The following is a 20,312-nucleotide window of genomic DNA, read 5'->3' as shown; positions in this document are numbered from 1 at the left end:
CGCCCGCCCTTATTCGCTGGGCCGGTACGGCTTGTCCGGGTCCTTCTCGCGGCCCGGCTGGAGCCTGGACTTCACGTCGTCGGGCGGCAGGAACCGGGACCACCGCTCCGGGAACTCGGACGGCATGTAGGGGCTGTCCCCCTCGTCCTCGTCGTCGTCCACGTCGTCGTGCCGGCCCCCGGCCTGGGTGCGGGCCACGAACTCCGCCGCCTGGACCGCGCGCACCCGGTCGTTGGCCGCACGTGCCGCGGCCGTCGCGACCGAGGGCCACACCCGGTCGATGGCGGCGTTGACGGCGGCGCCCACCAGCACCGCGAACGCGGAGACGCCGATCCACAGCAGTACGGCGATGGGTGCGGCGAGCGATCCGTAGATCGTCGGGCCCTCGACCGTACTCGTGAGGTAGATCCGCAGCAGGAAGCTGCCCAGCACCCAGATCGCGAGCGCCATCAGCGCCCCCGGGGTGTCCTCGATCCAGGGCGAGCGGACCGGGACGGACACGTGGTAGAGCGTTGTCAGGAAGGCGATGGACAGCAATATGACCAGGGGCCAGTACATGACGCTTATCAGCTCGGTGCCCCAGGGGATGTACTCCACGACCCGGTCGGGGCCGACCACCAGGAGCGGCAGCACGATCGCGCCGAGCAGCAGCGCCACCACGTACAGCAGGAAGGCGAGCATCCGGGTCTTGACGATGCCGCGCTGGCCGTCGAGCCCGTACATCACGGTGATGGTGTCGATGAAGACGTTGACCGCGCGGGAGCCGGACCAGAGCGCGATCGCGAAACCGATCGAGATGACGTCGGGCCGGGCCCCGGTGGTGACGTCCGCAAGGAGCGGTTTGGCGAAGTCGTTGACCCCGCGCTGGGAGAGCACGGTCTGCGCCGCGCTGAGGATGTTGTTCTCGATGGAGGCGACCGTGGTGGTGCTGGTCCACTCGTCGACGTAGCCGAGCAGGCCGATCAGCCCCAGCAGCAGCGGCGGCAGGGAGAGCAGGGTGAAGAACGCCGCCTCGGCCGCGAGTCCCAGAATGCGGTACTCCATGCACGAGTTGACGGTGTCCTTGAGCAATTGCCAGGCCATCTGCCGCTTGGAGACGTTGCGGTAGAGGACTCGCGCCCGGTGGAGCCGGCCCGGTGGCCGCTCGGGTGTTTCATTTGCTGCCTGCACGTCCATACCGTATCGGCATGGCAGCCACCACCCACACAGTGTCCAACCAACCCCCTCCCCTGCTCGGCTACGACGTCTACTCCGCGGACCTCGCGCTCACCGAGGCCGTGGACCGGCACCTCCCGCCCGAGCTGCTCGACGAGGCGCGGGCCGGCCTGGTCCGGCTCGGCCGGGCCGCCGGTTCCGCGCAGGCGCGGCGGTGGGGTGAGCAGGCGAACGAGAATCCGCCCCGGCTCCGTACCCATGACCGGTACGGGAACCGCGTCGACGAGGTGGAGTTCCATCCGGCCTGGCACCGGCTGCTCGGACACGCGGTCTCCGCGGGTCTGACCGACGCCTGGGACCGGCCGGGCGGGCATGTGCGCCGGGCGGCCGGTTTCCTGGTCTGGACGCAGGCCGAGGCGGGCCACGGCTGCCCGCTCTCGATGACGCACGCGGCGGTGCCCGCGCTGCGCGCCGACCCGGCGGCGGCAGCCGGCTGGGAGCCGCTGCTGACCTCGCACGTGTACGAGGAGGGGCTGCGGCCGGCTGGGGAGAAGGCCGGGGCGCTCCTCGGGATGGGCATGACGGAGAAGCAGGGCGGCACGGACGTCCGGTCGAACACGACGCGCGCCGAGCCGCTGTCGGCCGAGGGCGAGTATCTGCTCACCGGGCACAAGTGGTTCTGCTCCGCGCCGATGTCCGACGGGTTCCTGGTGCTGGCGCAGGCGCCCGGCGGCCTGACGTGCTTCCTGCTGCCCCGGGTGCTGCCGGACGGCACCCGCAACGCCTTCGCGATCCAGCGGCTCAAGGACAAGCTGGGCAACCGGTCCAACGCCTCGGCCGAGGTCGAGTTCGACGGTACGTGGGCCCGCCGGATCGGTGAGGAGGGGCGCGGGGTGCGCACGATCATCGAGATGGTGGCGGCGACCCGGCTGGACTGTGTGACCGGCTCCGCCGCGCTGATGCGGCAGGCGGTGGCGCAGGCGGTGCACCACGCCACGTACCGGAGCGCGTTCGGCGGGGTGCTGGTGGACAAGCCGCTGATGCGCAATGTGCTGGCCGATCTGGCGCTGGAGTCGGAGGCGGCGACGGTGCTGGCGCTGCGGCTGGCCGCCGCGTACGACGCCGGGACCCAGAGCGAGGCGGCGTTCTTGCGGATCGCGGTGCCGGCGGCCAAGTACTGGGTGACGAAGCGCTGCACGCCGATGGTGGGCGAGGCGCTCGAATGCCTGGGCGGCAACGGCTATGCGGAAGAGTCGGGCATGCCCCGGCTGCTGCGTGAGGCGCCGCTCAACTCGATCTGGGAGGGCTCGGGGAACGTACAGGCGCTGGATGTGCTGCGGGCGCTGCAGCGCGAGCCGCTGGCGCTGAACGCCTTCCTCTCGGAGGTCGGCCTGGCGCGGGGCGCCGATCACCGGCTGGACCGGGCGATCAAGGACCTGCTGACCGAGCTGGCGGATCTGGCCGGGATCGAGGCGCGGGGCAGGCGGCTGGTGGAGCGGATGGCCCTGGTGCTGCAGGGCTCGCTGCTGGTGCGCTGGGCGCCGCCGGAGGTCGCCGACGCGTTCTGCGCCTCACGGCTGGGCGGGGACTGGGGCTCGGCGTTCGGGACGCTGCCGCACACCCTGGATCTGGCGTCGGTCGTGGCACGGGCCCGGCCCGTGGAGGGCTGATACCGGTCCTCGGGGCGCGCGGGGGCAGCAACGGGGGGTGGTGCTGCGCCGACACGGCACCACCCCCCATGCTGTACACACCGGGCTTCGGGGCCGAGGCCGCGCCGTCCGGTGTACCGCCACTCTTGTACGGACCGGGGAGCATCGCCAGAGTTGCAGGGGGTTGCAACCATTGTGCGGAGTTGCGGCATCGGGACCCCGGCAGCGGCAGGATGGGGCTCCGCGTCCTTGGCACGGGTATCAAGAGGCTCCAGGGGGGATCCGGCATGGAGGCAAGTCCTGTCGACGTGATGCGGCTGGCGGTCCGGGAGTCGGACCGGGCCGCGCGCCTGATCCACCGTGCCCGCGAGGCGCGGCTGGCCGGTGACCGCATGCCGCTCGCGCCGCGGACCGAGATCGGCGACTCGTGGGACCGGGTGCTGCGCAGCGGGATCGATCCGGAGAAGTCCACGCACAGCGTGCTGCTGGAGCCGGACGAGATCGAGCACCGGCGCAGGAGCTCCGCGCTGGGCGAGGTGATGCCGCTGCTCGGTGACGCCCTGACGGCCATCGCGGACGCCTCGCAGCAGATCATGGTGGTCACCGATGTGGAGGGCCGGGTGCTGTGGCGCCAGGGCAACACGGGGGTGCTGCGGCGGGCCGACGACATCTGCCTGGCCGAGGGCGCCGCCTGGTCGGAGGAGAGCACCGGCACCAATGCGATCGGCACGGCGATCGCGGCGCGCGCCCCGGTACAGGTCCACTCCGCGGAGCACTTCGTGCGCAGTCTGCACGGGTGGACGTGCGCGGCGGCCCCGGTGCGCGATCCGCGGGACGGCCGGCTGATGGGGATCGTCGACATCAGCGGCCCCGCGTCCACCTTCCATCCGACGACGCTCGCCCTGGTCGGTTCGGTGGCCCGGCTGGCGGAGAGCGAGATCAGGACCCGGCATCTGGAGTCCATCGACCGGCTGCGCTCGGTGGCGGCGCCGATGCTGTGCCGGCTGGGCGGCCGGGCGCTGGCCGTGGACGGCCACGGCTGGCTGGCGGCGGTCACCGGGATGCCGCCGGTGGACCGGCTGCCGCTGCCGAAGTCCCTGCGGCCGGGCCGGGTGTGGCTGCCCTCGCTCGGGATGTGCCGGGTGGAGCCGCTGCCGGGGGGCTGGCTGGTGCAGGTGGCCGACGGCGCGATGGACAGCCCGCCGCGCCGGGTCGTGCTCGACCTGAGCCGGCCGCGCAGCCTCGCGGTGAACGTGGTGAGTCCGGTGGGCACCTGGACGCAGCGGCTGTCCCCGCGCCACGCCGAGCTGCTGTTCGCGCTGGCGCTGCACCGCGAGGGACGTACCGCCTCCGAGCTGGCGCAGGACATCTTCGGTGATCCGACCAGGACGGTGACGGTGCGCGCCGAGATCTCCCGGCTGCGGCGCCATCTCGCGGAGGTGCTCGCGCACCGCCCGTACCGCTTCGGTGACGGGGTCGAGGTGGAGGTGGTCCATCCGGAGCACCCGGGCGATCTGCTGCCGCGCTCGAAGGCCCCGGTGGTGACGGCGGCGCGCAGCGTGCCTTGAACGGGTACGCGCGGGCCCGTGGGGACCGTTGAACGGTGTCCGCGCAGGTCGCGGCCGTCCGGCTGCCGGGACCGGCTTGGGCCGGGGCCGGGGGGCATGGTTTTCTGGCAGTCATGAGCAACCCCGAGCGCCCCGCAGAACCGACCGCAGAGGTGACCGTCTGGTCGCTGGAGCAGACCTCTCCCGATGATCTGCGGCCCTCCGCCGCACCGGAGGGGGACGTCCGGATCGTCCGGTCCGGGATACCGCTGCCCGAGTTCAGCCGCTTCCTGTATACGGCGGTCGGCGGCGACGTCCGGTGGACCGACCGGCTGTCGATGACGTACGCGCAGTGGCAGGAGGCGCTGGACCGGCCCGGCGCGGAGACGTGGGTGGCCTACGCGGACGGGACGCCGGCCGGTTACATCGAGCTGGACCCGCAGGACGACGGCGTGGTCGAGATCATGTACTTCGGTCTCATACCGGCGTTCCGGGGGCGCCGGATCGGCGGCCATCTCCTCTCGTACGGAGTGGCCCGCGCCTGGGACCTGGCGGAGCGCTGGCAGGAGCGGCCGGCGACGAAGCGGGTCTGGCTGCACACCTGCTCGAAGGACGGTCCGCACGCGATGGACAACTACCTGCGCCGGGGCTTCCGGCTCTTCGACACCAGGACCGAGAGGGAGCCCGACGTGGCAACTCCGGGTCCGTGGCCGGGTTCCGGCCGGGAGCTGCTTCCGTAGCCGGGGGCTCGTGGGAAATGCGCACGGTTGTCCGGTTATCCGGACGGCCCGGCGCCCGCCCCCTCAGTGACGGGCGCCACAGCGTCTCACCTGACGGGACAGTCTCGTCCACATCATGGATAGTGGTGGACTGGTCCGAGATTCGCGTGACACGCTTCCGTCATGTCTGGAACTGGAATTGCCTTGGTGAGTCGACGCCACGTCGACCTCGGCCGCATGTCCAGCGCCATCTGTCCGGCAAGCTGAGAGTTTCCAGCACCGCCGCGATCCCTTTCCTCTGCAAACCCTGCGCACCGCCGCGCCCAGACGCGAGTGTGCAGTTCAGAGCCGCCCTCCCGCAGTCCAGAAGGACGTACCGTCATGGCCGCTACCCCGGAACAGCCTGCGCCCGCCGCACCTCGCCGCAAGGCGGGACGCCACCGCGGCGAAGGCCAGTGGGCCCTGGGGCACTACACCCCCCTCAACGGCAATGAGCAGTTCAAGAAGGACGATGACAGTCTCAACGTGCGGACACGCATTGAGACGATCTACGCCAAGCGCGGGTTCGACTCGATCGACCCGAACGACCTTCGTGGACGCATGCGCTGGTGGGGCCTGTACACGCAGCGCAAGCCCGGGATCGACGGCGGCAAGACCGCGGTCCTGGAGCCGGAGGAGCTGGACGACCGGTACTTCATGCTCCGGGTGCGCATCGACGGCGGCCGGCTGACGGCGGCGCAGCTGCGGGCGATCGGCGAGGTCTCGCAGGAGTACGCGCGGGGCACCGCCGATGTCACCGACCGGCAGAACATCCAGCTGCACTGGATCCGCATCGAGGACGTCCCGGCCATCTGGCAGAAGCTGGAGGCCGTCGGCCTGTCCACGACGGAGGCCTGCGGCGACTGCCCGCGGGTGATCATCGGCTCCCCGGTGGCGGGGATCGCCGCCGACGAGATCATCGACGGGACCCCGGCGGTCGACGAGATCCACGACCGCTACATCGGCAGCAAGGAGTTCTCGAACCTGCCGCGCAAGTTCAAGACCGCGATCTCCGGCTCGCCCGTGCAGGACGTGGTTCATGAGATCAACGACATCGCCTTCGTCGGCGTCGTCCACCCCGAACACGGACCCGGCTTCGACCTCTGGGTCGGCGGCGGCCTCTCTACCAACCCCCGGCTCGCCGAACGCCTCGGCTCCTGGGTGCCGTTGGCCGAGGTCCCCGACGTCTGGGCCGGAGTCGTCGGGATCTTCCGGGACTACGGGTACCGGCGGCTGCGCACCCGCGCCCGGCTGAAGTTCCTGATGGCCGACTGGGGCCCCGTCAAGTTCCGCCAGGTACTGGAGGACGAGTACCTCAAGCGGCCACTGCTCGACGGCCCCGCCCCCGAGCAGCCCAGCAGCCGCTGGCGCGACCACGTGGGCGTCCACGAGCAGCAGGACGGCCGCCTCTACGTCGGCTTCGCGCCCCGGGTCGGCCGGGTCGACGGTCCCACCCTCACCAAGATCGCCGATCTGGCCGCCGCGCACGGCTCCGACCGGCTGCGCACCACCGTCGAGCAGAAGATGCTGATCCTCGACGTGGCGCCGGACCGGGTCGACTCCCTGGTGGCCGGGCTTGAGGAGCTCGGCTTCCAGGTGAAGCCGTCGCCGTTCCGACGCGGCACGATGGCCTGCACCGGCATCGAGTACTGCAAGCTGGCGATCGTCGAGACCAAGGCGCGCGGCGCCTCGCTCATCGACGAACTGGAGCGCCGCATGCCGGAGTTCGACGAGCCGCTCACCATCAACATCAACGGCTGCCCCAACGCCTGCGCCCGCATCCAGACAGCGGACATCGGCCTCAAGGGCCAGCTCATGCTGGACGGCGAGGGCAATCAGGTGGAGGGCTACCAGGTGCACCTGGGCGGCGCGCTGGGCCTGGAGGCCGGCTTCGGCCGCAAGGTCCGCGGCCTGAAGGTCACGTCCGACGAACTGCCCGACTACGTCGAGCGGGTCCTCGGCAACTTCCAGAAGGAGCGCGAGGGCGACGAGCGCTTCGCGACCTGGGCGGCGCGGGCCAGCGCGGAGTCGCTGTCATGAGCGAGCGCGCCGCACCGTTCCACTGCCCCTACTGCGGTGACGAGGACCTGCGCCCGCACGAGGCGGGACACGGGGCCTGGGAATGCGCCTCCTGCAACCGGGCGTTCCAACTGAAGTTCCTGGGCCTGCTGTCCCGGGGGCCGGTGCGCAACGACGTTGGAGGGGACGGGATATGACGGGCACTCTGCACGTCGAGGAGCTCACGTCGCGGGAGCTCAGGGAGCTGGCCGAGCGGGCCGGACGCGAGCTGGAGGACGCCTCCGCGACGGAGATCCTCAGCTGGGCGACCCGTGTCTTCGGGCCGCGCTTCTGCGTCACCTCCTCGATGGAGGACGCGGTCGTCGCGCACCTCGCCTCCCGGGCCCTGCCGGGCGTGGACGTGGTCTTCCTCGACACCGGGTACCACTTCCCCGAGACGATCGGCACCCGCGACGCGGTGGAGGCGGTGATGGATGTCAACGTCATCACCCTGACCCCGCGGCAGACCGTCGCCGAGCAGGACGCCGAGTACGGGCCGAGGCTGCACGACCGCGACCCGGACCTCTGCTGCAAGCTGCGCAAGGTCAAGCCCCTTGAGGAGGGGCTGACTTCGTATACTGCCTGGGCGACCGGGCTGCGCCGCGACGAGTCCCCCAGCCGGGCGGACACCCCGGTGGTCGGCTGGGACGATAGGCGGCAGAAGGTCAAGGTCTCACCGATCGCCCGCTGGACCCAGGAGGACGTCGACGCGTACGTCGCGGAGCACGGGGTTCTCACCAACCCGCTGCTGATGGACGGTTATGCCTCGGTGGGCTGCGCGCCCTGCACCCGCCGGGTGCTGGAGGGCGAGGACGCACGCGCCGGCCGCTGGGCCGGCAGCGCCAAGACCGAGTGCGGGCTGCACGGCTGATGACGACTGATCAGGAGACTTCGATGAGCGTGACGGAGACGGGAGCCACCGTCTGGCTGACCGGTCTGCCGAGCGCGGGCAAGACCACCATCGCCCGCGAACTCGCCGAGCGGCTGCGCGGCGAGGGCCACCGGGTGGAGGTGCTCGACGGCGACGAGATCCGGGAGTTCCTCTCCGCGGGCCTGGGCTTCTCCCGCGAGGACCGGCACACCAACGTCCAGCGGATCGGCTTCGTCGCCGGACTGCTGGCGGCCAACGGAGTGAAGGTGCTGGTCCCCGTCATCGCGCCGTACGCGGACAGCCGGGAGGCGGTCCGCAAGCGCCACCGAGCCGGGGGCACCGCGTATCTGGAGGTGCACGTCGCCACTCCGGTCGAGGTGTGCTCGGTGCGCGACGTGAAGGGGCTCTACGCCAAGCAGGCGGCGGGCGAGATCAGCGGGCTGACCGGGGTGGACGACCCCTACGAGGCACCCGAATCGCCCGATCTGCGGATCGAGTCGCACCAGCAGACCGTGCAGGAGTCCGCGGCGGAGCTGTACGCGCTGCTGAGCGAGAGGGGTGCAGCGTGACGACCGTCGCGACTGTGTCGGAAGGCACCGCCAATCCGTACGCACTCAGCCACCTGGACTCCCTGGAGTCCGAGGCGGTGCACATCTTCCGTGAGGTGGCCGGGGAGTTCGAGCGGCCGGTGATCCTGTTCTCCGGCGGCAAGGACTCGATCCTGATGCTGCACCTGGCGCTCAAGGCGTTCGCGCCCGCGCCGGTACCGTTCACACTGCTGCACGTGGACACCGGGCACAACTTCCCCGAGGTCCTGGAGTACCGCGACCGCACGGTCGCCGAACACGGGCTGCGGCTGCACGTCGCCTCCGTCCAGGAGTACATCGACGCCGGGAAGCTCCGCGAACGCCCGGACGGCACCCGCAACCCGCTCCAGACCGTGCCGCTGACCGAGGCGATCCAGCAGCACCGCTTCGACGCGGTGTTCGGCGGCGGCCGCCGCGACGAGGAGAAGGCCCGCGCCAAGGAGCGGGTCTTCTCACTGCGCGACGAGTTCTCCCAGTGGGACCCCCGCCGCCAGCGCCCCGAGCTGTGGCAGCTGTACAACGGCCGGCACGCACCCGGCGAGCACGTCCGGGTCTTCCCGATCTCCAACTGGACCGAGCTGGACGTGTGGCAGTACATCGAGCGCGAGGGCATCGAGCTCCCGGAGATCTACTTCGCCCATGAGCGCGAGGTCTTCAGCCGCTCCGGCATGTGGCTGACCGCGGGCGACTGGGGCGGCCCCAAGGAGCACGAGCGGACCGAGACCCGCCAGGTGCGCTACCGCACGGTCGGCGACATGTCCTGCACCGGCGCGGTCGACTCCGACGCCACCACGCTGGCCGCCGTGATCACCGAGATCGCCGCCTCCCGGCTCACCGAGCGGGGCGCGACCCGCGCCGACGACAAGATGTCAGAGGCCGCGATGGAAGACCGCAAGCGCGAGGGGTACTTCTAACATGACCACACCCATCCAGCTGGCCGAGCAGCTGTCGACCACCACGCTGCTGCGGTTCGCCACCGCGGGGTCCGTGGACGACGGCAAGTCCACCCTCGTGGGACGGCTGCTGCACGACTCCAAGTCGGTCCTCACCGACCAGCTGGAGGCGGTCGAGGACGCGTCCCGCAAGCGCGGCCAGGAGGCGCCCGACCTCGCGCTGCTGACCGACGGACTGCGCGCCGAGCGCGAGCAGGGCATCACCATCGACGTCGCCTACCGCTACTTCGCCACCACCCGGCGCCGGTTCATCCTGGCCGACACCCCGGGCCATGTGCAGTACACCCGCAACATGGTCACCGGCGCCTCCACCGCCGAGCTGGCCGTCGTGCTGGTGGACGCCCGCAACGGGGTCGTCGAGCAGACCCGCCGGCACGCCGCCGTCGCGGCACTGCTCCGGGTCCCGCACGTGGTCCTGGCCGTGAACAAGATGGACCTGGTCGACTACGCGGAGCCGGTGTTCGCCGCCATCGCCGAGGAGTTCACCGCCTACGCGGCCTCGCTCGGCGTCCCGGAGATCACCGCGATCCCGATCTCCGCGCTGGCCGGCGACAACGTCGTGGAGCCGTCCTCCAACATGGACTGGTACGGCGGGCCGACCGTTCTGGAGCACCTGGAGACCGTCCCGGTCAGCCACGACCTCACCGGCTGCCACGCCCGCTTCCCGGTCCAGTACGTGATCCGTCCGCAGACCCCGGAGCACCGCGACTACCGGGGCTACGCGGGTCAGATAGCCGCCGGGGTGTTCCGGGTCGGCGAGCCCGTCACCGTACTGCCCTCGGGCCGCACGTCGACGATCGCCGGGATCGATCTGCTCGGCGACAGCGTGGACATCGCCTGGGCCCCGCAGTCGGTGACGGTCCGGCTGGCCGATGACGTCGACGTCTCACGCGGTGACCTGATCGCTCCGTCGGACGACGCCCCGGCGGTCACCCAGGACGTCGAGGCGACCGTCTGCCATGTCGCGGACCGGCCGCTCACCGTGGGCCAGCGGGTGCTGATCAAGCACACCACCCGCACGGTCAAGGCAATAGTCAAGGACATCCCGTCCCGCCTCACCCTGGACGACCTCTCCCAGCACCCGGCCCCGGGACAGCTCGTCGCCAACGACATCGGCCGGGTCGTGGTGCGCACCGCGGAGCCGCTCGCGCTCGACGCGTACGCGGACTCGCGCCGCACCGGTTCCTTCCTGCTGATCGACCCGGCGGACGGCACCACCCTGTCGGCCGGCATGGCGGGCGCCTCCTTCGCCGCCGTGGTGCGGGCGGCGGCCCCGGCGGACGACGAAGCGGAGTGGGACTTCTGATGAGCAGGGACATCTTCTCGACCTTCGCGAAGGAGGGCGGCCGCGTCGGCAGCGGCGCCCTCGGCAGCGGCCAGGGCGGGGTCGCACGATGTGCGCGATGACGTACGCGCACTGCCTGCGCGCCCGGCAGCACCACCCGCACCGCCCGCAAAGCCAGTTCAGACGAAGACCTGCCGACCGCCCGGCCGCGTTCCCCGCCTTACCGGGGGCGTGAGCACCGGGCCTCCGAGAGGAAACCCTCCCGTGTCTGCCCCACGTACCACGCTGCGCCGCAGCATCGCCGCCGCCGCTGCCCTGCCGCTGCTCGCCGTGGCGCTCACCGCCTGCGGCTACGGCTCCGACTCGAAGGACGACGACGCCAAGAAGACCAACGTCTCCGACGGCGGGAAGAAGCTCTCCGCGGGCACCGTGAAGATCGGGTACTTCCCGAACCTCACGCACGCCACCGCCCTGGTCGGCATCCAGGAAGGCATCATCGCCAAGGAGCTCGGCTCCACCGAGGTCAAGCCCTCGACGTTCAACGCGGGCCCGTCCGAGATAGAGGCGCTCAACGCCGGTTCGATCGACATCGGCTTCATCGGCCCCTCCCCCGCCATCAACGGCTTCACCAAGTCCAAGGGCAAGAGCCTGCGCATCATCGGCGGTTCGGCCTCCGGCGGGGTGAAGCTGGTCGTCAATCCGAAGAAGATCAAGACCCTGGACGACCTCAAGGGCAAGAAGATCGCCACCCCGCAGCTCGGCAACACCCAGGACGTGGCGTTGCTCAACTGGATATCCGAGAAGGGCTGGAAGGTCGACGCCCAGAGCGGCAAGGGCGACGTCTCCGTGGTCCGTACCGACAACAAGGTGACCCCGGACGCCTACAAGTCCGGTTCCATCGACGGCGCCTGGGTGCCAGAGCCGACCGCGTCCAAGCTGGTCGAGCAGGGTGCGAAGGTGCTCCTCGACGAGCGGAAGCTCTGGCCGGACGACAAGTTCGTGATCACGAACATCATCGTGTCGCAGAAGTTCCTCGACCAGCACCCGGACGTCGTGGAGGCGGTGCTGCGCGGCTCGGTCAACACCAACGCGTGGATCAACGCCAACCCGGACAAGGCGAAGGCCTCCGCCAACACCGCGCTCAAGACGCTGTCCGGCAAGGAGCTTCCGGCCGACGTCATCGACCCGGCCTGGAAGTCCATCGAGTTCACCGACGACCCGCTGGCCGCCACGCTCGACGCCGAGGCCAAGCACGCGGTGAAGGCCGGTCTGCTGGACGAGCCGGACCTGAAGGGCATCTACGACCTGAGGCCGCTGAACAAGGTCCTCAAGGCCGCGGGCAAGCCCGGGGTCGCCGACGCCGGTCTCTCGGTCAAGTAGCACCGACCCGTTCCAGGATCTCCCAGGAGGTGACGACCATGGCCACGACCACGCTCACCACGGCCGAGGACCGCACGGCGGTCGGGCACGCCGCCCGTCTCGACCACGTCTCGAAGTCCTTCGGCGGACCGCAGGGGCAGCAGCTCGTCCTGGACGACATCACGCTCGATGTCGCTCCCGGCGAGTTCGTCACCCTCCTGGGAGCCTCCGGGTGCGGCAAATCGACGCTGCTCAATCTGGTGGCGGGGCTCGACCGCCCGTCCGAGGGGTCCATCGAGACCCCCGGCGGGCGGCCGGCCCTGATGTTCCAGGAGCACGCGCTCTTCCCTTGGCTGACCGCGGGCAAGAACATCGAACTGGCGCTGCGGCTGCGCGGCGTACCGAAGGCGGAGCGCCGCACCGAGGCGGAGCGGCTGCTCGAACTCGTCCGGCTGGGCGGGGCGTACGGCAAGCGGGTGCACGAGCTCTCCGGCGGTATGCGGCAGCGGGTGGCGATGGCCCGCGCGCTCGCCCAGGACAGCCGGCTGCTGCTGATGGACGAGCCGTTCGCCGCGCTCGACGCGATCACCCGCGATGTGCTGCACGACGAGCTGACCCGGATCTGGCGCGAGACGAACGTCTCGGTCCTCTTCGTCACGCACAACGTGCGCGAGGCGGTCCGGCTCGCCGAGCGGGTCGTGCTGCTCTCCTCGCGGCCGGGCCGGATCGCCCGGGAGTGGACGGTCGACATCGAGCAGCCGCGCCGTATCGAGGACACCGCCGTGGCGGAGCTCTCCGTCGAGATCACCGAACAACTGCGTGGGGAGATCCGCCGACATGGCCAGCACTGAGACCACCGCCGGGAGCGGCACCGCCGGGGCCGGAGCCCCGAAGGACGCCGCCCAGGACATGGCCGGCCTCGAAGCGGGGCTCGACGCTCTCGACGCGGTACGGATCAGCCGGACCCCGGTGCGCCAGGTAGTGACGCAGAAGGTGCTGCCTCCGGTGGTGGCCGTCGCACTGGTGCTCATCGTCTGGCAGATCCTGATCTGGGCGAAGGTCACCGACGACTACAAGCTGCCCTCGCCGTCCCAGGTCTGGGGCGAGGTGTCCGACGCCTGGGCCCAGGGCACCCTGCTCGGCTACATCTGGACCAGCGTCTCGCGCGGTCTGCTCGGCTTCCTCCTCGCGCTCGTCATCGGCACCCCGCTCGGGCTGCTGGTCTCCCGGGTGAAGCTGGTGCGCGCGGCGATCGGCCCGGTGCTCTCCGGGCTGCAGTCGCTGCCCTCGGTGGCCTGGGTGCCGCCCGCGGTCATCTGGCTGGGCCTGGACGACACGATGATGTACGCGGTGATCCTGCTCGGCGCCGTCCCGTCGATCGCCAACGGGCTCGTGGCCGGTGTCGACCAGATCCCGCCACTGCACCTGCGGGCCGGCAAGACGCTGGGCGCCACCGGACTGCGGGGCACCTGGCACATCGTGCTGCCGGCCTCGCTGCCCGGCTACCTGGCCGGCCTGAAGCAGGGCTGGGCCTTCTCCTGGCGCTCGCTGATGGCCGCGGAGATCATCGCCTCCTCGCCCGACCTGGGCGTGGGCCTGGGTCAGTTGCTGGAGCAGGGCCGCGAGACCAGCAGCATGTCGATGGTCTTCCTCGCCATCTTCCTGATCCTGATCGTCGGCATCGCCATCGACCTGCTCATCTTCAGCCCGCTGGAGCGGTGGGTCCTGCGCAGCCGCGGTCTCCTCGTCAAGAACTGAGCTTCGACATGACTTCTCCGGTCCTCCTCGTCATCGCCCACGGCAGCCGCGATCCCCGGCACGCCGCGACCGTGCACGCGCTCACCGCGCGGGCGGCGGCGCTGCGGCCGGGGCTGCGGGTGGAGACCGGTTTCCTGGACTTCAACGCGCCGTCGGTGCCACGGGTCCTGGAGCGGCTGGACGGGCAGGGCGTGAGTGAGGTGGTGGCGCTTCCGCTGCTGCTCACCCGGGCCTTCCACGCCAAGTCGGACATCCCGGCGGTACTGCGGGAGGCGCGCGGCAGGCTGCCGCGGCTGCGCGTGCGGCAGGCCGAGGTGCTCGGCCCCTCGCCGCTGCTGAACTCCGCCCTGGAACGGCGGCTGCGGGAGGCCGGGGTCCGCCCCGGCGACAGAGGCTCGACCGGGCTCGTCCTGGCCTCGGCGGGCTCCACCGACCCGGAGGCGATCGCAGTGATCGCTGAAATCGCGCGGGAGCTGCGGCACACCGGTTGGTGTTCCGTGCGGCCTGCGTTCGCCTCCGCTGTATCCGCCGGCGGCTACCCCGATACCGGGGACGCGGTACGGGCCCTGCGGGCGGAGGGCGTGCGCAGGGTCGCGGTGGCGCCCTACGTGATCGCGCCGGGCCGCCTCCCTGACCGCATCGCGGCGGGCGCGGCCGGTGCGGATGTGCTGGCCGGGGTGCTGGGCCCGTCGCCGGAGCTGGCGCGGCTGCTGCTGGACCGGTACGACGAGGCCGGGGTGCCGGCCGCCGGGATGGCGTCGCTCAGCGCGTAGCCGGGGCCGCGGCGGTCCGTGGCCCCGCTCAGCCGACGTCGAGGCTGCCGGTGCGGGCCCGCTTGAGCTCGAAGAAGTCGTCGTGGCCGGCGAGCACCCGGAAGCTGTCGAACAGTCGCGCGGCCTCCTCGCCGCGCGGCACCGCGCGCAGGACCGGGCCGAACCAGACGGTCCCGTCGACGTGCAGGGTGGGCGTACCCACATACGCGTCCGCCTCGGGGTCCTTGCCCGCGTCGTGGCTGCGCCGCAGCGCCTCGTCGTACGTGTCCGCGTGGGCGGCGGCGGCCAGTGCGGCGGGCAGGCCCAGCTCGTCGAGGGACTGGACGATCACCTCGTCGAAGTCCTCGTTCCTGCCCTGGTGGATCCGGGTGCCGTAGGCGGTGTACAGATCCCGCAGGACCGCCTCGCCGTGCTGCTCCGCCGCGGCCGCGGCCACCCGCACCGGTCCGATCGACTTGTCGACCAGGGCGCGGTACCAGTCGGGGAGTTCGTTGCCGGTGTTGTGCAGGTAGAGGCTCATCACGTGGAAGCGGAGCTCGATGTCGCGCCGCTGCTCCACCTCCAGCATCCAGCGGGAGGTGATCCAGGCGAACGGGCAGGCCGGGTCGAACCAGAAGTCGACGACGGGCCTGCCCGCTTCCCGGCTGCCGTCCGGGGTGTTCTCCGCGCTGCGGTGAGTGGTCATGGAGTGAGCCTAGCCAGCCGGTGGCGCAGCCGGCCGGGCCATTCAGCGGCTGCCCGGCTGGGCCACTTTCAGGCGGCGGTCCACTGCGGATCGCGACCGCTCAGGGCCAGGGCCCGCTCGAAGCGGGACACCGGGTTCCCGACGGTGATCTCGGGGGCGAAGCCCTCGTACCGTCGGTAGAGCCCGGCCGTCTTCTCCACGGTCTTCAGTACGCAGTCGGCCGTGTCCTCGGAGAGCCGGAACTCCTGTCCGGTGGCCCGCGCGACGTCCCAGCCGTGCAGCGCCGTCTCCATGATGAGCATCTCGGCGGTGTCCGCGGCCGGGGACGCCGATTCGCCCCGGCCGATGGTGCCCTCCCAGGCGGCCGGGTCCGACCAGGCGGCGACGGCGCGGTCCAGCTGGGCCGCGTACCGCTCGGCCCAGTCGGCGTCCGCCGTGAAGTCGCGCGTGGTGAGCTCCTCGGGGATCTCGGTGCGCAGGGCGCGGTGCTCCATACCGTGCGAGGTGTAGAGCACCCAGTGGTTGACGAGCCCCCGGACGTCCCAGCCCTCGCAGGGGGTGGCGGAGCTGTCGAGTTGTGCGGGACGGACGGCGCGGGCGACCCGGGCCGCCTCTGCGGCGCATTCGGTCATAGGGGCGTGCTCGGTCTTCATGCAGGCCAGGCTAGGACCGGCGGCTGTCCCGGGTATTGAAGAAAAGCGACAGTCGGCGGGGATACTGTTTCTCCATGTCCAACGAGCTCAGATCCCCGGGTGACACCTTCCTCCTCGCCGGCGAGCTGCCCGTGCGCCGTCTCGGCTACGGCACCGCGCAGCTGACCGGCCCCGGGTACTGGGGGCCTCCCGCGGACCGCCAGAAGTCTCTGGCCGTGCTCAGGGCGGCGGTCGACCGAGGCGTGACCCTGATCGACACCGCGGAGAACTACGGCCCCGGGGTCGCCGAGGAGCTGGTGGCCGAGGCGCTGCACCCGTACCGCGACGATCTGGTGATCGCGACCAAGGGCGGTGTGGTGCGCACCAGTGACAGCAGCTGGCACATCGCGGGGCGGCCCGAGGACCTGCGGGCGATGTGCGAGTCCAGTCTGCGCCGGCTGCGGACCGACCGGATCGACCTCTACCAGCTGCACCGGCTGGATCCGCGGGTGCCGATGGCCGAGCAGCTGGGCGCTCTGGATGAGCTGCGGCAGGAGGGTAAGATCCGGTACATCGGTCTGGACACCCTTACCGCCGACCAGCTGGAGCAGGCGCTCTCCCTGACCGGGATCGCCTCGGTGCAGAACCGGTTCAATCTCCTGGACCGTTCGTCGGACGCGGTACTGAAGGTGTGCGAGGCCCACGGCCTGGCCTTCCTGCCCTGGTTCCCGCTGGCGAACGGCGCGCTGACCGGCGAGGACGCCGCTGCGCTCGCCGGGATCGCCGAACGCCACGGCGCCACCCGTGGGCAGATCGCCCTCGCCTGGCTGCTGCACCACTCCCCCGTCCTGTGCCCGACTCCGGGCACCGGTTCGCCCGTTCATCTCGCGGAGAACCTCCGGGCCGGGGAGATCTCGCTGTCGACCGACGACATGAGCCTCCTGGAGGCGCTGGCATCCGCATGAAGGAGTAACCGCACGTGACCACCACCGCACCCCTCGCCCCTTCCTCGCCCACGGCCCCGGTTCCGGTGATCAGGGCCGACGGCGTCACGTTCGTACGGGACGGCAAGGTCCTGCTCGACTCGATCTCGATGACCGTGCGCAGCGGGGAGCACTGGGCGCTGCTCGGCGCCAACGGTGCGGGCAAGAGCACCCTGCTGGGGCTCCTCGGCGCGCTCAGGCACCCCACCCGGGGCACCGTGGAGGTGCTGGGCCGCACCCTGGGGCGGGTCGACCTGCGGGAGCTGCGGACGCTGCTGGGGCACGTCGATCCGCGCCATCCGCTGCGCTCGCCGCTCTCGGTGAAGGACGTGGTGCTGACGGGGCTGACCAACTCGATCGAGCCGGTGCCGCGCTGGTCGGCCGGTCCGGAGCAGCGGGAGCGGGCGGAGCGGCTGCTGAAGATGCTGGGCATGGGCGGCAAGGAGGGGGCGCGCTGGCCCGCGCTGTCGCAGGGCGAGCGGGGCCGTACGCTCATCGCCCGCGCCCTGATGCCGCAGCCCCGGCTGCTGCTGCTCGACGAGCCGGCCACCGGTCTCGACCTGGCCGCCCGGGAACAGTTGCTGGACAGTCTGGACGCGCTGCGCGAGGAGCACCCGGAGCTGGCGACGGTGCTGGTCACCCATCATCTGGAGGAGCTGCCCGCCTCCACCAGCCACGCGATGCTGCTGCGCGGCGGGCGTTGTCTGGCCTCGGGTGCGGCGGACGAGGTGCTGACCACGGAGCAGGTCAGCGACTGCTTCGGTCATCCGGTGGGGATCTCCCGTACGGACGGCCGGTGGGCGGCGCGGGCCCGGCGGGCGCCGCGTTCCTGACCGGTTGCCGCCGAAGGTGCCGCCGTCGCCGCTCAGCGCCTGTCGGTCTCCGGGCCCGCGACGAAGGGGGTGGCCTGGTGGTAGTAGAGCAGCCAGCCGGCGGCGGTGAGCCGCCACAGTGAACTGCGGTGGGCGCGCATCCCTTTGGCCTCGGTGTCGAAGGTGACGTGGACGAGTCCGTCCGCGAGCTGGACCCCGCGCATGCGGGATGCGGTGAGCTGCCCGGGGCGTGCGGCGGTGCCGGTGATGAGCGAGGTGATGACCGTGTCCCGGTCCCGGTGCCGGCCGGTGGTGTCGACCTCGCGGAAGTCGGGGTGCAGGACCTGGACCAGGAGTTCGCTGGAGGCCCGCACCAGCGGGTCGAGGAGGCGGAGTTCGCCCTCCACCGCCGCGGTCACGCCGGGCGTCGGCTCGCTCACGCCCCGCCTCCGGTCATCTCGACGAGTCTGGCGACGGTGTTCCAGTTGCGCGAGGTACCGGTGAGGCCCTTGTTGAGGGACGGCCGGGAGAGGGCGGCGGCGAGCTTGGAGCGGCCCAGCCCGTCGGGGGCGTAGAGGTAGAGGGCGCGGTCGCCGAGCCGGAATTCCTCGGGGAGGAAGGCGGCGGCGTCCAGCGGGGCGTAGCGGGCGGCGCCGACGGGCCGGTCGAAGTACGTGACGTGCAGTTGCCTGCCCTGAAGCGCGACGGCCGGGAACGGACAGGCGGCGGCGAGGTAGGCGGCGTCCCTCACCAGGCACTCCACCGGGAAGCCGAACTGCGCCTCGATGGCCCGCTCCAGCTCCGCCGCCAGGGTGTTCTCGTCGCCGGATCCGCTGCTGAAGACCGCGTTGCCGCTCTGCAGGTACGTCGCGACGTCGCCGTGGCCCAGCCCGGTGAGCAGGGTGCGGAGTCCGGCCATCGGGACCTTGCGCCGGCCGCTCACGTTGATCCCGCGCAGCAGCGCCGCGTACATCGTCATGGGCACACCATAGGACGATCAGCCCGAGCCGTGCGGCCGCCGCGCCCCGTGGGGGAGGGCGCGGTGGCCGCCGGTTCGGGGAGCGGTGCTGCTACTCGACGACCTTCAGCAGCTTGTTCGCGGTGCCCGCGGTGGCGTTGCCGATGGCGTCCGGGGTGGCTCCGTCGGTCAGTGCCGTGGCGACGTCCGCCGGGGTGGCGTCGGGGTGTCCCGCCAGGTAGAGGGCGGCGGCACCGACGACGTGCGGAGTGGCCATGGACGTACCGGAGATGGTGTCGGACCCGGTGTCGCTGTCGTTCCAGGCCGAGGTGATGTCCGAGCCCGGGGCGTAGAGGTCCACCAGCGAGCCGTAGTTGGAGAACGACGACTGCTCGTCGTCCACCGTGGAGGAGGCGACCGTGATGGCCTCCGGGACGCGTGCCGGGGAGTTCTCGCTCGCGTCGCCCGAATCGTTGCCGGCGGCCACTCCGTAGGTGACTCCGGAGGCGATGGACTTCTGGACCGCCGCGTCGAGCGCCTCGTCCGCGCCGCCGCCGAGGCTCATGTTGGCGACGGACGGGCCCTGGTGGTTCGCGGTGACCCAGTCGATGCCGGCGACGACCTGCTCGGTGGTGCCGGAGCCCGAGTCGTCGAGGACCCGGACGGCCACGATCTTGGCCTTCTTGGCGACGCCGTACGTCGCACCGGCGATGGTTCCGGCCACATGGGTGCCGTGGCCGTAGCCGTCGTCGGCGTTGTCGTCGTCGTCCACGGCGTCGTAGCCGTAGCTGGCCCGGCCCTCGAACTCCTCGTGGGTGATGCGGACCCCGGTGTCGATGACGTACGCGGTCACGCCCTCGCCCGCGCCGTCCGGGTAGGTGTACGCGTTGTCGCCCGTGGTCCCTGTCTGGTCGATGCGGTCCAGACCCCAGGACGGCGGGTTCTCCTGGGTGGCGTCGACGTGGAACTTCTTGTTCTGGACGACCTTGGAGACCGACGGGTCGGCGGCGAGCCGCTTGGCCTCGGTCTGCGAAAGGCCGCTGGCGGAGAAGCCGTTGATGGCGGAGCTGTAGTTGCGCTTCAGCTTGCCGCCGTACTCCTTGGCGAGCTTCGACTTGTCGGCCTTGTGGTCCAGCATGACTATGTAGCTGCCGGATACGGCGGTTGCCGCGTCGGCACCGTAGATCTTGCCCATGGCGGGGGCGGGTGCCGCACCGGCCATGGGGCTGCCCAGCAGGGTGATGCCGGCCGCGGCGGCCACGGCGGTGATCGCGGCAGTGAGCTTGATCCGGTGGGTGCGCTTGTGAAGTGCCATGAAGAGGGGTCTCCTCGTCATTCTTTGTGGGGGGATTGGCCCTCGGCCGGAAGATCTCCGGGGGCTGGCTCGAAACCCTCGCTTATTGACGCGCTCAGATCAAGACCTTCATCCACCTGTAACTTACTCAACAAAGTTTCGTAATAAGAATCCGGCCATCCGTGTCCAGGCCGG

General features: G+C 71.2%; 22 protein-coding genes. 16 read left to right on the top strand and 6 right to left on the bottom strand.

The annotated features are described in order from the left end of the window. Nucleotides 1-9: 9 nt before the first annotated feature. On the bottom strand, nt 10-1,170 hold the full coding sequence (locus tag ACIP89_RS18060; RefSeq protein WP_401929152.1) for a YihY/virulence factor BrkB family protein: 1,161 nt from the start codon (nt 1,168-1,170) through the stop codon (nt 10-12). 17 nt (nt 1,171-1,187) lie between these two features. On the opposite strand from ACIP89_RS18060, the gene ACIP89_RS18055 reads away from it, so the two are divergent. The 14 genes from ACIP89_RS18055 (at nt 1,188) to ACIP89_RS17990 (ending at nt 14,753) form a co-directional block, all read left to right on the top strand. Then, nucleotides 1,188-2,825, top strand: a complete 1,638-nt coding sequence (locus tag ACIP89_RS18055) for an acyl-CoA dehydrogenase family protein (RefSeq protein ID WP_401929154.1) — start codon at nt 1,188-1,190, stop codon at nt 2,823-2,825. A gap of 266 nt (nt 2,826-3,091) precedes the next feature. Then, nucleotides 3,092-4,372: a GAF domain-containing protein gene (locus ACIP89_RS18050; protein ID WP_402115647.1), complete on the top strand. Its 1,281-nt coding sequence runs from the start codon at nt 3,092-3,094 to the stop codon at nt 4,370-4,372. A gap of 113 nt (nt 4,373-4,485) precedes the next feature. After that, the gene (locus ACIP89_RS18045) at nt 4,486-5,091 is read left to right on the top strand and encodes a GNAT family N-acetyltransferase (RefSeq protein ID WP_401930937.1); all 606 of its coding nucleotides are present in this window, start codon (nt 4,486-4,488) and stop codon (nt 5,089-5,091) included. A gap of 162 nt (nt 5,092-5,253) precedes the next feature. Next, a complete protein-coding gene (locus ACIP89_RS18040; protein ID WP_309486338.1) occupies nt 5,254-5,337 on the top strand; it encodes a putative leader peptide in 84 nt (27 codons plus the stop codon). Nucleotides 5,338-5,451: 114 nt separating this feature from the next. After that, complete coding sequence (locus ACIP89_RS18035; protein ID WP_402115646.1) at nt 5,452-7,149, top strand: nitrite/sulfite reductase; 1,698 nt, start codon at nt 5,452-5,454, stop codon at nt 7,147-7,149. After that, the gene (locus ACIP89_RS18030) at nt 7,146-7,325 is read left to right on the top strand and encodes a hypothetical protein (protein WP_402115644.1); all 180 of its coding nucleotides are present in this window, start codon (nt 7,146-7,148) and stop codon (nt 7,323-7,325) included. The genes ACIP89_RS18035 and ACIP89_RS18030 overlap by 4 nt, the downstream gene beginning before the upstream one ends. Continuing rightward, nucleotides 7,322-8,038, top strand: a complete 717-nt coding sequence (locus ACIP89_RS18025; protein ID WP_401929164.1) for a phosphoadenylyl-sulfate reductase — start codon at nt 7,322-7,324, stop codon at nt 8,036-8,038. Before ACIP89_RS18030 ends, ACIP89_RS18025 begins: the two co-directional genes overlap by 4 nt. A gap of 23 nt (nt 8,039-8,061) precedes the next feature. Next, nucleotides 8,062-8,607, top strand: coding sequence for an adenylyl-sulfate kinase (cysC, locus tag ACIP89_RS18020; RefSeq protein WP_401929166.1), 546 nt, complete (start codon nt 8,062-8,064; stop codon nt 8,605-8,607). Continuing rightward, nucleotides 8,604-9,539 carry a sulfate adenylyltransferase subunit CysD gene (cysD, locus tag ACIP89_RS18015; protein WP_401929168.1) on the top strand — a complete coding sequence of 312 codons (936 nt, stop codon included), beginning with the start codon at nt 8,604-8,606 and terminating at the stop codon, nt 9,537-9,539. Before cysC ends, cysD begins: the two co-directional genes overlap by 4 nt. Nucleotide 9,540: 1 nt before the next feature. Beyond that, a complete protein-coding gene (locus tag ACIP89_RS18010) occupies nt 9,541-10,884 on the top strand; it encodes a sulfate adenylyltransferase subunit 1 (RefSeq protein WP_402115642.1) in 1,344 nt (447 codons plus the stop codon). Nucleotides 10,885-11,127: 243 nt separating this feature from the next. Next, nucleotides 11,128-12,243: an aliphatic sulfonate ABC transporter substrate-binding protein gene (locus ACIP89_RS18005; RefSeq protein ID WP_401929171.1), complete on the top strand. Its 1,116-nt coding sequence runs from the start codon at nt 11,128-11,130 to the stop codon at nt 12,241-12,243. A gap of 38 nt (nt 12,244-12,281) precedes the next feature. Next, nucleotides 12,282-13,073: an ABC transporter ATP-binding protein gene (locus ACIP89_RS18000; RefSeq protein ID WP_401929173.1), complete on the top strand. Its 792-nt coding sequence runs from the start codon at nt 12,282-12,284 to the stop codon at nt 13,071-13,073. Beyond that, entirely contained in the window at nt 13,060-13,980 is a 921-nt protein-coding gene (locus ACIP89_RS17995; RefSeq protein WP_401929175.1) for an ABC transporter permease, read from the top strand. Before ACIP89_RS18000 ends, ACIP89_RS17995 begins: the two co-directional genes overlap by 14 nt. A gap of 8 nt (nt 13,981-13,988) precedes the next feature. Continuing rightward, nucleotides 13,989-14,753, top strand: a complete 765-nt coding sequence (locus ACIP89_RS17990) for a sirohydrochlorin chelatase (protein ID WP_401929177.1) — start codon at nt 13,989-13,991, stop codon at nt 14,751-14,753. 28 nt (nt 14,754-14,781) lie between these two features. Here the strand turns inward: ACIP89_RS17990 and ACIP89_RS17985 are convergent, their stop codons facing one another. Both ACIP89_RS17985 and ACIP89_RS17980 read right to left on the bottom strand, forming a co-directional pair. Beyond that, on the bottom strand, nt 14,782-15,438 hold the full coding sequence (locus tag ACIP89_RS17985) for a DsbA family protein (protein ID WP_402115641.1): 657 nt from the start codon (nt 15,436-15,438) through the stop codon (nt 14,782-14,784). Nucleotides 15,439-15,506: 68 nt separating this feature from the next. Beyond that, nucleotides 15,507-16,091 carry a TIGR03086 family metal-binding protein gene (locus tag ACIP89_RS17980; RefSeq protein ID WP_402115639.1) on the bottom strand — a complete coding sequence of 195 codons (585 nt, stop codon included), beginning with the start codon at nt 16,089-16,091 and terminating at the stop codon, nt 15,507-15,509. 74 nt (nt 16,092-16,165) lie between these two features. On the opposite strand from ACIP89_RS17980, the gene ACIP89_RS17975 reads away from it, so the two are divergent. After that, on the top strand, nt 16,166-17,035 hold the full coding sequence (locus tag ACIP89_RS17975) for an aldo/keto reductase (RefSeq protein ID WP_402115637.1): 870 nt from the start codon (nt 16,166-16,168) through the stop codon (nt 17,033-17,035). 14 nt (nt 17,036-17,049) lie between these two features. Next, nucleotides 17,050-17,886, top strand: coding sequence for an ABC transporter ATP-binding protein (locus tag ACIP89_RS17970; RefSeq protein WP_401929185.1), 837 nt, complete (start codon nt 17,050-17,052; stop codon nt 17,884-17,886). A gap of 32 nt (nt 17,887-17,918) precedes the next feature. Here the strand turns inward: ACIP89_RS17970 and ACIP89_RS17965 are convergent, their stop codons facing one another. The 3 genes from ACIP89_RS17965 to ACIP89_RS17955 form a co-directional block, all read right to left on the bottom strand. Next, nucleotides 17,919-18,305 (bottom strand): DUF4440 domain-containing protein, encoded by a 387-nt coding sequence (locus tag ACIP89_RS17965; RefSeq protein WP_401929187.1) that lies wholly within the window; start codon nt 18,303-18,305, stop codon nt 17,919-17,921. After that, nucleotides 18,302-18,844, bottom strand: coding sequence for a DUF1697 domain-containing protein (locus tag ACIP89_RS17960; RefSeq protein WP_402115636.1), 543 nt, complete (start codon nt 18,842-18,844; stop codon nt 18,302-18,304). The genes ACIP89_RS17965 and ACIP89_RS17960 overlap by 4 nt, the downstream gene beginning before the upstream one ends. 91 nt (nt 18,845-18,935) lie before the next feature. Next, entirely contained in the window at nt 18,936-20,138 is a 1,203-nt protein-coding gene (locus tag ACIP89_RS17955; RefSeq protein ID WP_402115634.1) for a S8 family peptidase, read from the bottom strand. Between the last annotated feature and the right edge of the window lie 174 nt (nt 20,139-20,312).

It is taken from the genome of Streptomyces sp. NPDC088730 (assembly GCF_044751215.1).
Lineage (GTDB): Bacteria > Actinomycetota > Actinomycetes > Streptomycetales > Streptomycetaceae > Streptomyces.
Note: the sequence above shows the minus strand (reverse complement) of the source record. Positions and strands in the feature narration are given on the sequence as shown.

Bases quoted from the DNA above. Each gene is read 5' to 3' on its own strand.
- ACIP89_RS18055 (WP_401929154.1), top strand. From the start codon at position 1,188: ATGGCAGCCACCACCCACACAGTGTCCAACCAACCCCCTCCCCTGCTC.
- ACIP89_RS18050 (WP_402115647.1), top strand. From the start codon at position 3,092: ATGGAGGCAAGTCCTGTCGACGTGATGCGGCTGGCGGTCCGGGAGTCG.
- ACIP89_RS18045 (WP_401930937.1), top strand. From the start codon at position 4,486: ATGAGCAACCCCGAGCGCCCCGCAGAACCGACCGCAGAGGTGACCGTC.
- ACIP89_RS18040 (WP_309486338.1), top strand. From the start codon at position 5,254: ATGTCTGGAACTGGAATTGCCTTGGTGAGTCGACGCCACGTCGACCTC.
- ACIP89_RS18035 (WP_402115646.1), top strand. From the start codon at position 5,452: ATGGCCGCTACCCCGGAACAGCCTGCGCCCGCCGCACCTCGCCGCAAG.
- ACIP89_RS18030 (WP_402115644.1), top strand. From the start codon at position 7,146: ATGAGCGAGCGCGCCGCACCGTTCCACTGCCCCTACTGCGGTGACGAG.
- ACIP89_RS18025 (WP_401929164.1), top strand. From the start codon at position 7,322: ATGACGGGCACTCTGCACGTCGAGGAGCTCACGTCGCGGGAGCTCAGG.
- cysC (WP_401929166.1), top strand. From the start codon at position 8,062: ATGAGCGTGACGGAGACGGGAGCCACCGTCTGGCTGACCGGTCTGCCG.
- ACIP89_RS18010 (WP_402115642.1), top strand. From the start codon at position 9,541: ATGACCACACCCATCCAGCTGGCCGAGCAGCTGTCGACCACCACGCTG.
- ACIP89_RS18000 (WP_401929173.1), top strand. From the start codon at position 12,282: ATGGCCACGACCACGCTCACCACGGCCGAGGACCGCACGGCGGTCGGG.
- ACIP89_RS17995 (WP_401929175.1), top strand. From the start codon at position 13,060: ATGGCCAGCACTGAGACCACCGCCGGGAGCGGCACCGCCGGGGCCGGA.
- ACIP89_RS17990 (WP_401929177.1), top strand. From the start codon at position 13,989: ATGACTTCTCCGGTCCTCCTCGTCATCGCCCACGGCAGCCGCGATCCC.
- ACIP89_RS17985 (WP_402115641.1), bottom strand. From the start codon at position 15,438: ATGACCACTCACCGCAGCGCGGAGAACACCCCGGACGGCAGCCGGGAA.
- ACIP89_RS17980 (WP_402115639.1), bottom strand. From the start codon at position 16,091: ATGAAGACCGAGCACGCCCCTATGACCGAATGCGCCGCAGAGGCGGCC.
- ACIP89_RS17975 (WP_402115637.1), top strand. From the start codon at position 16,166: ATGTCCAACGAGCTCAGATCCCCGGGTGACACCTTCCTCCTCGCCGGC.
- ACIP89_RS17960 (WP_402115636.1), bottom strand. From the start codon at position 18,844: ATGACGATGTACGCGGCGCTGCTGCGCGGGATCAACGTGAGCGGCCGG.
- ACIP89_RS17955 (WP_402115634.1), bottom strand. From the start codon at position 20,138: ATGGCACTTCACAAGCGCACCCACCGGATCAAGCTCACTGCCGCGATC.